Here is an 11869-nt window from a genome sequence, read left to right as displayed (position 1 = left end):
ATGGTTTCGCTTTTTTATTGCGGCGGCAAATACTTCAGTGGGTCGACAGGTTTGCCCTGCCGGCGAACTTCGAAGTGCAACATCACGCGGTCCGAATCGCTATTCCCCATCTCAGCGATTTTCTGCCCTTTTGTCACCGCGTCACCCTCTTTTACCATCAAAGCGCGGTTATGTGCATATGCCGTGAGAAAAGTCGCATCGTGTTTGATGATAATAAGGTTGCCGTACCCGCGCAGACCGTTACCCGAGTACACGACACGGCCGTCCGCCGATGCATTCACCGGATCTCCCGCCGCACCGCCGATGTTCAAACCCTTGTTCTTCGCGTCGTCGAACGTGCCGAGAATCGGGCCGCGCACCGGCCAGATGAACGCCGGCTGCGCCGCCGGCGCCGTCGCGCCGCTGGTGTCCGCGCCCGCTGCAAGCCCGGCTCCCGCCGCGGCTCCGACACCCGCCGCCGCGCCCGGCGCCGCACCCATTCCCGATGCGGAACCATACACCGGCGGTGCCGCGGTCGTGCCAGTCGTCACGCCGGGCTGTGGCGTGCCGTACGTCGAGCCGCTCAGCGGCTGCGCCTGCACGCCACCGGGCGTGATCGGCGCGGTCGACACACCCGGCGTCGTCGCGGCGAGGTTCGCGCCCGGCGGCGCCACCCGCACCAGTTGACCGACTTCGATCTGGTTCGGGTTGGTCAAGTTGTTCCATGCCGCGATGTCATGATAATTCTGACCGTTTTCCAAGGCGATCCGATATAGGGTGTCGCCCGGTTTCACGCGGTAATAGCCGGGCGGCGGCGGACCGTTCTGCGCGGCCTGCGCGGCTTCGGTACTCAACGGCGCACCCGTGCGGTCGACGACGGGCGCCTGGTCCATCCTCGTCGAACAGGCTGCCAGCACGGACAGCGCGATCACGCACAAACCACGCTCGAGCGCCGTCGGGCGGGCGTTCGCGCTCCTTTCTCGCATAGCACGCAACATACTCATCGGTGTCAAATCACTCCGGATTTCAAGGGTACAAAGAAAACACGATCGAGCTGCGATTCCCGCCACTGTGTGGCCGATACGCGCTCGACGAGCGTCAGCACCTGCGACTGCGCGCTCTGCGAGCCGACCGGCGCGACCAGCCTGCCGCCGATCGCCAGTTGATCGAGCAGCGCCTGCGGCACGTCGAGCCCGGCGCACGCGATGACGATCGCATCGAACGGCGCCGCGGCCGGCAGCCCGAGCCGGCCATCGCCGTAGTGCAGGCGAATGTTCGGCACGCGCAGCGGCCGCAGGTTGAGCTTCGCGCGCTCGGAGAGCGGACGCACGCGCTCGATCGAATATACGTCGGTCGCCACCAGCGACAGCACCGCCGCCTGATAACCGCATCCAGTCCCGATTTCCAGCACCTTCGTGAGCGTGCGGCCCGCCGCGACGAGTTCGATCATGCGCGCGACCACCGACGGCTTCGAGATGGTCTGATGATGGCCGATCGGCAGCGCGGCGTCTTCATAGGCCTGCGCGGCAAGTCCGGGATCGACGAACATATGGCGCGGGACGACTGACATCGCGTTCAGCACGCGCGCATCGGTGATGCCGTTCGCGCGCAGCCTTTCGACCATGCGTTCGCGAACGCGTTCCGAGGTAAGCGCATGCGCCGTGTTCAACGCGACGTTCGGCGCGCCTCGTTTGACACCGGAAGGCGCTTCGCGATGGTCGTTCTGGCGAGGCGCTGCGCGCAGCGCGCCGGGCAGTTGATGCGCGACGGCGGCCGCTGGCTTCGGGCTGGCTTTCTTGACGACGGGCTGCAGGGGCGCTCGGGCGACTGTGGCGGACGAACTCGCGATGACTGGCTTGGCCGGTTTGACCACGGTGGCGACGGAATCCGGCTTGCCAGCCGTGCCCTTCGCACCCGTGCCCGGGACCGAACGCAACGCGCCGCTTGCCGCCTTCGGGCGCGCGTCGTTCACGCGCGTGCCCGGCTTGCGCGGCTCGCGCACGAGATCGGCAAGAGCCAGCGGAAAGCGCTTCGCGCGCTCGTCGGTCATGTGCGATGGCTCCCGGCGCGCGCCCATTCGCGCGTTTCGGCGAGAAGCCGGGTATGCGTCAAGTCGAGTTGCAGCGGCGTGATCGACACGTGACCGTTCGCGACCGCATGGAAATCGGTGCCTTCGCTCGCGTCGAGCGCCTCGCCCGACGGCCCGATCCAGTAGATTGGATTGCCGCGCGGGTCGGTCTGGCGGATCACCGGCTGCGAAGGATGGCGCTTGCCGAGCCGCGTCACTTGCCACGCGCCCAACTGATCGTAAGGCAGGCTCGGGATATTGACGTTCAGGAGCGGATGCCCGGGCATCGGATGCTCGAGATAATGCGCGACGATTTCGGCTGCCACGCGCGCCGCGTCTTCGAGATGCAGCCAGTCCCGGCCGACGAGCGAAAACGCGATCGCGGGGATGCCGAACATGAAGCCTTCGGTGGCGGCCGCGACGGTGCCGGAATACAGCGTGTCCTCGCCGACGTTCTGGCCGTTGTTAATGCCCGAGACGACCAGGTCCGGCTTCTCGTCCAGCATGCCGGTGAGCGCGATGTGGACCGAGTCGGTAGGCGTGCCGTTCACGTAGTTGAAGCCGTTCACCGCCTGGTGAATGCTGAGCGGGCGCGACAGCGTGAGCGAGTTCGACGCGCCGCTGCAGTTCTGCTCCGGCGCCATCACCGTGACTTCGCCGAGCGGCTGCATGGCCTCGTACAGCACGTTGATGCCGCGCGCCAGATAACCGTCGTCGTTGCTGAGTAGGATTCGCATCCGGCGATTGTAACCGAGGAAACATGGCAGGCGAACGACTCCGCCAGCAGCCGGGAACGCCGTGCGCACGGCGACGGGACGCCTGCTCTACACTGGCGAAAGACCCATTCAGGAGACGATATGCGCGCTGTTCGATGCCTTCAGTACGGACCACCGGAAACGCTTTCCATCGAGACACTGCCCGACCCGCATCCGGGAGCCGGCGAAGTCGTGATCGACGTGAAAGCGGCAAGCGTGAACTTCCCCGACGTCCTCATCATCCAGAACAAATACCAGTTCAAACCACCGTTGCCGTTCACGCCCGGTGCGGAACTCGCGGGCATCGTGCGCGAAGTCGGCGCGGGCGTGACGCAGCTCAAGCCGGGGATGCGTGTCGCGGCTTACACCGCGCACGGCGCATTCGCCGAGCAGGCGGTCGCGAGCGCGTCGTCGTGCGTGCCGCTGCCCGATTACGTCGATCTCGCGGATGCCGCCGCCTTCACGCTCGCCTACGGCACGTCGTATCACGCGCTCGCCGACCGCGCGGCGCTCAAGGCGGGCGAGACGCTGCTCGTGCTCGGCGCGGCAGGCGGCGTCGGGCTCGCCGCGGTGCAGATCGGGCGGGCGCTCGGCGCGCGCGTGATCGCGGCGGCGTCGAGCGCGGAGAAGCTCGCGCTATGCGTCGAACATGGCGCGGACGCGACCATCGACTATTCACGCGAGGACCTGCGCGAACGCCTCAAGGCGCTCACCGGCGGCCACGGACCGGACGTGATCTTCGATCCCGTCGGCGGCGAGTATGCCGAGCCGGCGTTTCGCAGCATTGCGTGGCGCGGCCGTTATCTCGTGGTCGGGTTCGCCAACGGCGAGATTCCGAAGCTGCCGTTCAACCTGGCGCTTCTGAAAGGCGCGAGCATCGTCGGCGTGTTCTGGGGCGAGCACATGAAGCGCGAGGCGGAACTGGGCAGCGCCGGGTTTCAGCGCATGATCGACTGGATCAGGGAAGGCAAGCTGCGCCCGCACGTATCGAAGCGCTATACGCTCGATGAGACGCCGCAGGCGCTCGATGACATGGCGCATCGCCGGGTGACGGGCAAGATCGTGATCGTGCCCTGAGCGTACCCTGAGCGACCACTCGGGCAAAAAGCGGCGCACGCCGCTTTTTGCAACCGGATGCGGCGTTACAGCTTCTCCGTCTCGCCGGTCTTTGGCTGCCACTTCATCAAGCGCCGTTCGACCAGCGCGACGATGCCGTCCAGCACCAGCGCGAACGCGGTCAGGACGAGGATGCCGGCGAACACGGTGTTGATGTCGAAGGTGCCTTCGGCCTGAAGAATGAGATAGCCGACGCCCCGCGCCGAGCCGAGATACTCGCCGACCACCGAGCCGACGAACGCCAGCCCGACCGACGTGTGCAGGCTCGAAAACACCCAGCTCGTCGCACTCGGCAAATAAACGTGACGCAACAATTGTTTGCGGTTCGCGCCGAGCATGCGCGCGTTCGCGAGCACGACGGGGCTCACTTCCTTCACGCCCTGATAGACGTTGAAGAACACGATGAAGAAGACCAGCGTCACGCCGAGCGCCACCTTCGACCAGATTCCGAGCCCGAACCAGACGGCGAAGATCGGCGCGAGAATCACGCGCGGCATCGAGTTGGCGGCCTTGATGTACGGATCGAGCAATGCGCTCGTCATTGGCGCGAGTGCAAGCCACAAGCCGACGCCGAGCCCCAGCACCGTGCCGATCACGAACGCCAGCACGGTTTCGATCAACGTCACCCACAGGTGCACGTAGATTTCGCCGGTCGTGAACCACTCCCAGATGCGCAGCAGCACCTTCTGCGGTTCGCCGAAGAAGAACGCGGCCTTGCTGTTGTCGTCGAAATAGAACGGGGGGAGCAGCGTCGGGCTCGTCAGCGCGTACCAGAGCACGAAGCACATCACGAGCAGCAGCCACTGCCACAGCACCAGGTTTGCGCGGTTCGGGCGCAATTTGTTCCACATGATCGTTCGTTCGGCGTTGGGGTTAGACGGCGGTGAGCTGCTGCTGATAGCCCTTGAGCACTTCCTCGCGCAGCACGCCCCAGATTTGCGCGTGCAGTTCGACGAAGCGTGGATGCGAGCGAATCTCGGCGACGTCGCGCGGACGCGGCAGATCGATCGCGAATTCGCCGATCGGATGCGTCCCCGGCCCCGCCGACAGCACGACCACGCGGTCCGACATCGAAATTGCTTCGTCCAGATCGTGCGTGATGAAGAGCACGGCCTTGCGCTTTGCCGCCCACAGGTCGAGCAATTCGTTTTCCATCAACTGGCGCGTCTGGATGTCGAGCGCGGAAAACGGTTCGTCCATCAGGATGATGTCGGGATCGAGGATCAGCGTCTGCGCCATTGCGACGCGTTTTCGCATGCCGCCCGAAAGCTGGTGCGGATAGCGGTCGCCGAAACCGCCGAGGCCCACGCGCTTCAGCCATTCCTCGCCGCGCTCGCGGGCCTCGCCTTTCGGCACGCCGCGAAACGCGAGGCCCGCCGTGACGTTGTCGAGCGCCGAGCGCCACGGCATCAGCGCTTCGGCCTGGAACATATAGCCGGCGCGACTGTTGATGCCGGTGAGCTTCTGGCCGAACACGGTCACCTCGCCCGACGACGGCTGCAGCAATCCCGCGCCGACGTTCAGCAGCGTGGACTTGCCGCAGCCCGTCGGGCCGACGACCGACACGAACTCGCCCGGCGCGATGAAGAGGCTCGTTTCCTTCACCGCCGTGTAGCGCGCGCCGCGGCTCTCGCGCGAGGCGAACGTACAGGTGATGTGATCGAGCGCGAGCGCGTAAGAGGAAGACGCTTGTTGCATCGGTCAGGCCTTGACCGTCGCGAGCGCCTTCTTGACGAAGTCGTTGGTCCACGTCTTCGACAGGTCGATCGGCTTGCCCTTCACCGTCTGGTCGAACGCCTGCAGCGTCTTGAGCGACGTCGCGGGACCGTCGGCGGGCATCAGGCCATCGGGCGAGAGCGCTTCCTTCACGTGCTGCCACGCGTCGAGATAGAGCGCACGATCGCCGAGCAGATAGCCTTCCGGCACAGTCGCGATCAATTCCGAGCCCGACGCCGTCTGCAGCCATTTCAGCGCCCGGACCATCGCGTTCGTGAGCGCCTGAGTCGTGTTCGGGTTCTTGTTGATGAAGCTCTGCGATGCGTACAGGCATCCCGCCGGCATGTTGCCGCCAAAGACGCTCCTGGTATCTGCAAGCGTGCGGGTATCGGAGACGATGCGGATATCGCCCGAACGTTCGAGCTTGGTCATCACCGGATCGAGGTTCGCAATCGCGTCGATCTGTCCCGACTGAAGCGCCGCGATCGCGCCCGCGCCGGCGCCCACGCCGATGAACGCGACATCGCTCGCGGACAGCCCCGCCTTCGCGAGCACGTAGCTCGCCATGATCGACGTGGACGACCCGGGCGCCGTCACGCCGATTTTCTTGCCCTTGAGATCGGCGATCGACTTGTAATTCGGCATCGCTTTCTTCGACACCGCCAGCACGATCTGCGGCGCGCGCCCTTGCAGCACGAACTCGCGGAACATCTGGCCTTTCGCCTGCAGAAGCAGCGTGTGCTCGAACGCGCCCGAGACGACATCGGCACTGCCGCCGACCGCAGCCTGCAACGCCTTCGCGCCGCCGGCGAAATCGGAGATTTCGATCTCGAGCCCTTCGTCCTTGAAGTAGTTGCGGCGTTCGGCGATGGTGAGCGGCAAGTAGTAGAAAAGGTTCTTGCCGCCAACCGCGATCGACACCTTCGATTGCTCAGGCTTACCGCTCTGCGCGAACGCGAACGGCGCGCCCGTCAATGCACCACCCGCGAGCACGGCGCCGCTCGCAACAAACGTTCTGCGTTTCATCGACTACTGTCTCCTGGTCTTGTGTTTTTTATCGGCCAAGCGTGGCGCGTAGGTCAGATTACGTTCGCCGCCCGCAGCCTTGCGATATCGTCGGGATCATACCCGAGCGATTGAAGTACTTCATCCGTGTGTTCACCGAGTTCCGGCCCGAGCCAGCGCGTCTCGCCGGGCGTCTCGGAGAGCTTCGGCGTCACGTTCGGCAGCGTGATCTCGCGGCCGTCCTGCCAGGGAAAACGCTGCAACATCTGGCGCGCGAGGTACTGCGGATCGGTGAACATGTCCGCGACGCTGTAGATGCGGCCCGCCGGCACGTCGGCGGCGTTGAGCACCGCGAGCGCTTCGTCGATGCTGCGCGTGGAGAGCCATGCGGCGATGGCGGCGTCGATTTCCTGCGTGCGCGGCACGCGGCCATCGTTCGACGCGAGCGCGGGATCGTTCGCCAGGTCGGCGCGGTCGATGGCGTTCATGAGGCGCTTGAAGATCGGATCGCTGTTGCCGCCGATCACGATGCTGCCGTCGCGGCATGGATACGTATTCGACGGCACGATGCCCGGCAGCGACGCCCCGGTGCGCTCGCGCACGAGGCCGTACACGCCGTACTCCGGCACGACGCTTTCCATCATGTTGAAGACGGCTTCGTACAAGGCGACGTCGACGACCTGGCCACGGCCGCCGTTGACCTGCCTGTGATGCAGCGCCATCAGCGCGCCGATCACGCCGTGCAGCGCCGCGATCGAATCGCCGATGGAGATGCCGATGCGCGGCGGCGGCAGGTCGGGATAACCCGTGATGTGCCGCAGGCCGCCCATCGATTCCGCGATCGCGCCGAAGCCCGGCCGGTCGCGGTACGGCCCGGTCTGTCCGTAGCCGGAGAGCCGCACCATGACGAGCCCCGGATTGTCCGCCGACAGCACGTCGTACCCGAGCCCGAGCTTTTCCAGCAACCCCGGCCGGAAGTTCTCGACGACGATATCCGCTTCCTTCGCGAGCCGCCGGACAATCTCCTTGCCCTCCTCGGCCTTGAGATTCACCGTCACCGATTTCTTGTTGCGCGCCTGCACGGCCCACCAGAGCGACGTGCCGCCGACTTCCGGATACAGCTTTCGCCACTTGCGCAGCGGATCGCCGCCGTTAGGGTCTTCGATCTTGATGACGTCGGCGCCGAACTCGCCCATGAAGCGCGCGGCGAAGGGCCCCGCGATCAGCGTGCCGAGTTCCAGCACCTTGACGCCGGCGAGCGGTCCGGTCGATGCGGTCATGGTGTCTCCCTTTGTTTTTTCAGCGCCCGCCTCTAAAGCGGAATGTCCAGCGCCTCGAAGCGCGGCGTGCCATCCGCGAGCGAGCCGTTGAACATCTCGGCCGGACGCACCCATAGTCCGCGTTCATGCGGCCACAGGTGTTCGTAGACGATCATCGCCTCCTCGGTCTCCGAATGCCGCGCCACGCCGACCACGCGATACAGGCCGCCCTTGTAGTGCCGATGCGTGGCGAGCGCCAGTGCTTGTTGTTCCGTCATCGCTTGGCTCCGCTTCATTGCTATACCGATCGCCGGTCCAGCATCGCACGCGCGATCGTTCCGGCATCGACGTATTCGAGTTCCCCGCCCACCGGCACGCCGCGAGCGAGCCGCGTCACCTTCAGGCCCTTCGACTTGAGCGTCTGCGCGAGATAGTGGGCGGTCGCTTCGCCCTCGTTTGTGAAGTTCGTCGCGAGGACGACTTCCTGCACGATGCCATCGTTCGCGCGGCCGATCAGCCGGTCGAAGTGGATCTCCTTCGGACCGATGCCGTCTAGCGGACTCAGATGGCCCATCAACACGAAGTAGAGTCCGCGATAGGTGAGCGTCTGTTCGAGCATGATCTGGTCGGCGGGTGTCTCGACGACGCACAGGAGCGCCGGATCGCGGTCGGGATCGCTGCACACTTCGCAGATCGTCGCCTCGGTGAACGTGTTGCACTTCTCGCAGTGCTTCAGGTGCTCGGTCGCGAACATCAGCGAGCGCCCGAGCTTTTCCGCGCCCGCGCGATCGTGCTGCATCAGGTGATAGGCCATGCGCTGCGCCGACTTCGGACCGACGCCCGGCAGCGCGCGCAGCGCTTCGACGAGCGCCGACAACGCGGAAGGTTGTTTCATGTTTTCCTGGTGTGGAGGAACGCGCCGCCGTTCATGCGAGCGATCAGAACGGCATCTTGAAGCCCGGCGGCATCGGCATGCCGGCCGTCATGCCGCTCATCTTTTCCTGCGTGGTCGCTTCGGCCTTGCGCACGGCGTCGTTGAAAGCAGCGGCGACGAGGTCTTCCAGCATGTCCTTGTCGTCGGCCAGCAGGCTCGGGTCGATCTGGACGCGCCGCACGTCGTTCTTGCAGGTCATCGTGACCTTCACGAGCCCCGCGCCCGACTGCCCTTCCACTTCGATCAGCGCAAGCTGGTCCTGCATCTTCTTCATGTTTTCCTGCATCTGCTGGGCTTGCTTCATCAACCCGGCGAGTTGGTTCTTCATCATGATGTGCTCCTTGTCTGGATCGGGATTGCGGATGATTGACCAACGCGCTCTGTAGCGGAATGCACGTCCGAGCGCGTCTTTCGAAAAGTAGTGCGCGCGACGCTTGGGCCCTCTGGCGAGCGTCGTTCGAATAATCAGTTGCCCGCCGCCGGACCGGCTGCGAGCGGCTTGATCGAACCCTGGACGATGCTCGCGCCGAAGTCGCGGATCAGCGACTGCACGAACGGGTCCCGCGTGATTTCCTGCTCGGCCTCCTGCTGACGCTTCGCGCGCGCGGCGGCGTCGAGCGCCGCGGCCGTGCGGCGCGCCGGACCGACCGTGACGTTGACTTCGAGCGGGCGTCCGAGCTTGTCGGCCAGCACCGCTTTCAGCTTGGCGACTTGCGACGCTTCCGCGTATTGCGGCACGGGCACGCTGAGCGTGATCGAAGCCGCGTCGCAAGCGGTCAACTCGCTATTGAAGGCGAGCTGGTAGGCGATGCCCTTCAGCGGCAGGTCGACGGCAAGCGCCGGCCAGTCGCCGTCGACGCCGATCGCATCGAGCGGCACGGCGAGTGGCAGCGGCCGGGTGTCGGCCTTCGGAGCGGCCGCAGCCGGGGACGGGGACTGTGTGTCGCCGAAACGCAGGTCGTCCGGGCCGCTTTCGAACGCGGGGACGAAGCCGTCGTCGGGCGGCATGAAATAGGCGTCTTCCGCCGAGGCCGGCAGGTAGTCGTCCGGCGGCATGTCTTCCCACGGCGGCACCGGTGCGTTGGCGCTTCGCTTTGGCTCGGAAGCAGGGTCGACTGCGGAGGCGGCTGGGGCTTGCGGGGCAACGCGGCGCGGCACCGGCACCTGAACCGCTGGCGGCGGCGCCTTCGGCGCGACGGGCTTCGGTGCGGCCGGCGCTGCACGCGCACCCCGATCCGACGTCACGCGCATGCCGGCGCTGCGAAGGACGTCGAGCGCGGCGCTTGCGCCGCTCACGGCGCGCGGCTTGTCGGCTACGGTCGCGGCTTCGGTGGCGGCTTGCTGGACAGCGGCGGCAATTGGTGCGGCAGGTTGCGCGGCTGAGTCGCTTGCGACAGCCTCCGGGGCGGCTGCGTCCCTAGCCGGCGAGCGCGAAGCTTCTGCATCGGATGGGAAAGCGCCGGTGGCAGCCTGCTCGCGCGCGGATTCAACGGACTCGACATCCTCATCCCACGCCGACCGATCGGACGCTGCTGCTTCGCCAGAGGTGGCCAGCTTCGTATCGTCCGAGTTACCGGATTCGTCCGAGGCCGCCGGGTTCCGGGTCGCCTGTGCTTGCAGAGGTTCATCGGGTTTCGCGCGATTCTGCGAGCGCGGCGCGGCGGCATGATCGTCGGATGGAGGTGCCTCGGGCCGCGTCGATGAGACGGCTTTGGAGTCCGGTTCAGTCGCGGCGAACGCAACAACCGCCCGTTCGACAGTCACCGGTTCGTTCATGCCGGAAGCTTGCGCCGCCTGAGCCACGAGCTTCCCGGATGATGCCGCACGAGCAACACCCGCGCTCGACGCCGTTGCAACCGGAGCCGCCGTTTTGCGCGCCGCACCAGCGCCCGATGGCGCATTCACCACGACGCCACCGCCGCCACCCGGCCCGCCGGCAGGCTCGAACGCGAGCATGCGCAACAGCGTCATCGTGAAGCCAGCGTATTCGTCAGGTGCGAGGCCCAACTCGCTCCGACCCACCGTCGCGATCTGATAGAACAACTGGACCTGCTCGGCGGAGAGCGTGTCGGCGAACCGCCGGACGTCCTCCGCTTCGGGCCACTCGTCGAGCACCGAAGCCGGCGCGAACTGCGCCCATGCGATCCGGTGCAACAACCCCGCGAGATCCTGCAACGCGGTCGAGAACGACAGGCTGCGCAACGCCATTTCATCGGCGACGGAGAGCACGCCTTCGCCATCGCCCGCCGCCAGCGCTTCGAGCAGGCGAATCAAATAGCTCTGATCGAGCGCGCCGAGCATGCCGCGCACGGCTTCCTCGGTGACCTGGTTGGCCGAATAGGCGATCGCCTGATCGGTGAGCGAGAGCGCGTCGCGCATGCTGCCATCCGCGGCACGCGATAGGAGCCGCAGCGCCTGCGACTCGAACGGAATCTTCTCCTCGCCGAGAATGTTCTCCAGATGCGAGACGATGTGCCCCGCCGGCATCTGCTTCAGATTGAACTGCAGACAGCGCGACAGCACGGTGACCGGAATCTTCTGCGGATCGGTGGTGGCGAGGATGAACTTGACGTGCGACGGCGGCTCTTCGAGCGTCTTGAGCATCGCGTTGAACGCGTGGTTCGTGAGCATGTGCACTTCGTCGATCATATAGACCTTGAAGCGCGCATCGACCGGCGCGTACACCGCGCGTTCCAGCAGCGCCGCCATCTCGTCGACGCCGCGATTGCTCGCCGCATCCATCTCGACATAATCGACGAAGCGCCCTTCATCGATCTCCCGGCACGCGCGGCACACGCCGCACGGCGTGGAGGTCACGCCCGTTTCGCAGTTGAGCGCCTTCGCGAAGATGCGCGAGAGCGTCGTCTTGCCGACGCCGCGCGTGCCCGTGAACAGGTAGGCGTGATGCAGGCGGCCGCCGTCGAGTGCGTGCGTGAGCGCACGAACGACGTGCTCCTGGCCGATGAGCGTCGCGAAGGATTTCGGCCGCCATTTGCGTGCGAGAACTTGATAGGTCATGCCGAAATTGTATCAGCAA

Annotated in this window: 12 protein-coding genes; 1 reads left to right on the top strand and 11 read right to left on the bottom strand. The window is 65.8% G+C overall.

What is annotated here, in order from left to right:
* Positions 1-14 precede the first annotated feature (14 nt).
* Genes AWB68_RS00455 through surE form a run of 3 tightly spaced genes read right to left on the bottom strand, consistent with a single transcriptional unit; the run spans position 15 to position 2784 of the window.
* On the bottom strand, positions 15-983 hold the full coding sequence (locus AWB68_RS00455; protein WP_087642391.1) for a peptidoglycan DD-metalloendopeptidase family protein: 969 nt from the start codon (positions 981-983) through the stop codon (positions 15-17).
* Positions 984-988: 5 nt separating this feature from the next.
* The gene (locus AWB68_RS00450; protein WP_087642514.1) at positions 989-2029 is read right to left on the bottom strand and encodes a protein-L-isoaspartate(D-aspartate) O-methyltransferase; all 1041 of its coding nucleotides are present in this window, start codon (positions 2027-2029) and stop codon (positions 989-991) included.
* A complete protein-coding gene (gene surE, locus AWB68_RS00445) occupies positions 2026-2784 on the bottom strand; it encodes a 5'/3'-nucleotidase SurE (protein WP_087642513.1) in 759 nt (252 codons plus the stop codon). The genes AWB68_RS00450 and surE overlap by 4 nt, the downstream gene beginning before the upstream one ends.
* A 120-nt stretch (positions 2785-2904) precedes the next feature.
* Here surE and AWB68_RS00440 point away from each other — a divergent pair, with 120 nt between their 5' ends.
* Positions 2905-3879 (top strand): NADPH:quinone oxidoreductase family protein, encoded by a 975-nt coding sequence (locus AWB68_RS00440; RefSeq protein ID WP_087642390.1) that lies wholly within the window; start codon positions 2905-2907, stop codon positions 3877-3879.
* A 65-nt stretch (positions 3880-3944) separates the two neighbouring features.
* Here AWB68_RS00440 and AWB68_RS00435 read toward each other — a convergent pair whose 3' ends face one another.
* The 8 genes from AWB68_RS00435 to AWB68_RS00400 all read right to left on the bottom strand — a co-directional run bounded on the left by AWB68_RS00435 (position 3945) and on the right by AWB68_RS00400 (position 11850).
* On the bottom strand, positions 3945-4769 hold the full coding sequence (locus tag AWB68_RS00435) for an ABC transporter permease (RefSeq protein ID WP_087642389.1): 825 nt from the start codon (positions 4767-4769) through the stop codon (positions 3945-3947).
* Positions 4770-4791: 22 nt separating this feature from the next.
* A complete protein-coding gene (locus tag AWB68_RS00430; protein WP_087642388.1) occupies positions 4792-5616 on the bottom strand; it encodes an ABC transporter ATP-binding protein in 825 nt (274 codons plus the stop codon).
* A gap of 3 nt (positions 5617-5619) precedes the next feature.
* Entirely contained in the window at positions 5620-6660 is a 1041-nt protein-coding gene (locus tag AWB68_RS00425) for an ABC transporter substrate-binding protein (RefSeq protein ID WP_087642387.1), read from the bottom strand.
* A gap of 53 nt (positions 6661-6713) precedes the next feature.
* Complete coding sequence (locus AWB68_RS00420; protein ID WP_087642386.1) at positions 6714-7919, bottom strand: CaiB/BaiF CoA transferase family protein; 1206 nt, start codon at positions 7917-7919, stop codon at positions 6714-6716.
* Positions 7920-7951: 32 nt separating this feature from the next.
* Positions 7952-8176 carry a DUF1653 domain-containing protein gene (locus AWB68_RS00415; protein ID WP_087642512.1) on the bottom strand — a complete coding sequence of 75 codons (225 nt, stop codon included), beginning with the start codon at positions 8174-8176 and terminating at the stop codon, positions 7952-7954.
* A gap of 20 nt (positions 8177-8196) precedes the next feature.
* Positions 8197-8793, bottom strand: coding sequence for a recombination mediator RecR (gene recR, locus AWB68_RS00410; RefSeq protein WP_087642385.1), 597 nt, complete (start codon positions 8791-8793; stop codon positions 8197-8199).
* A 43-nt stretch (positions 8794-8836) separates the two neighbouring features.
* Complete coding sequence (locus tag AWB68_RS00405) at positions 8837-9163, bottom strand: YbaB/EbfC family nucleoid-associated protein (protein ID WP_062636957.1); 327 nt, start codon at positions 9161-9163, stop codon at positions 8837-8839.
* A 134-nt stretch (positions 9164-9297) separates the two neighbouring features.
* Positions 9298-11850, bottom strand: a complete 2553-nt coding sequence (locus AWB68_RS00400; protein WP_087642384.1) for a DNA polymerase III subunit gamma/tau — start codon at positions 11848-11850, stop codon at positions 9298-9300.
* Positions 11851-11869 lie beyond the last annotated feature (19 nt).

Source organism: Caballeronia choica (genome assembly GCF_001544535.1).
Classification (GTDB): Bacteria; Pseudomonadota; Gammaproteobacteria; order Burkholderiales; family Burkholderiaceae; genus Caballeronia; species Caballeronia choica.
The sequence above is the reverse complement of the archived record's forward strand: the minus strand, read 5'-3'. Positions and strand labels throughout refer to the sequence as shown.

Coding starts and splice junctions, on each gene's coding strand:
- AWB68_RS00455 (WP_087642391.1), bottom strand. CDS start 983: ATGAGTATGTTGCGTGCTATGCGAGAAAGGAGCGCGAACGCCCGCCCG.
- AWB68_RS00450 (WP_087642514.1), bottom strand. CDS start 2,029: ATGACCGACGAGCGCGCGAAGCGCTTTCCGCTGGCTCTTGCCGATCTC.
- surE (WP_087642513.1), bottom strand. CDS start 2,784: ATGCGAATCCTACTCAGCAACGACGACGGTTATCTGGCGCGCGGCATC.
- AWB68_RS00440 (WP_087642390.1), top strand. CDS start 2,905: ATGCGCGCTGTTCGATGCCTTCAGTACGGACCACCGGAAACGCTTTCC.
- AWB68_RS00435 (WP_087642389.1), bottom strand. CDS start 4,769: ATGTGGAACAAATTGCGCCCGAACCGCGCAAACCTGGTGCTGTGGCAG.
- AWB68_RS00430 (WP_087642388.1), bottom strand. CDS start 5,616: ATGCAACAAGCGTCTTCCTCTTACGCGCTCGCGCTCGATCACATCACC.
- AWB68_RS00425 (WP_087642387.1), bottom strand. CDS start 6,660: ATGAAACGCAGAACGTTTGTTGCGAGCGGCGCCGTGCTCGCGGGTGGT.
- AWB68_RS00420 (WP_087642386.1), bottom strand. CDS start 7,919: ATGACCGCATCGACCGGACCGCTCGCCGGCGTCAAGGTGCTGGAACTC.
- AWB68_RS00415 (WP_087642512.1), bottom strand. CDS start 8,176: ATGACGGAACAACAAGCACTGGCGCTCGCCACGCATCGGCACTACAAG.
- recR (WP_087642385.1), bottom strand. CDS start 8,793: ATGAAACAACCTTCCGCGTTGTCGGCGCTCGTCGAAGCGCTGCGCGCG.
- AWB68_RS00405 (WP_062636957.1), bottom strand. CDS start 9,163: ATGATGAAGAACCAACTCGCCGGGTTGATGAAGCAAGCCCAGCAGATG.
- AWB68_RS00400 (WP_087642384.1), bottom strand. CDS start 11,850: ATGACCTATCAAGTTCTCGCACGCAAATGGCGGCCGAAATCCTTCGCG.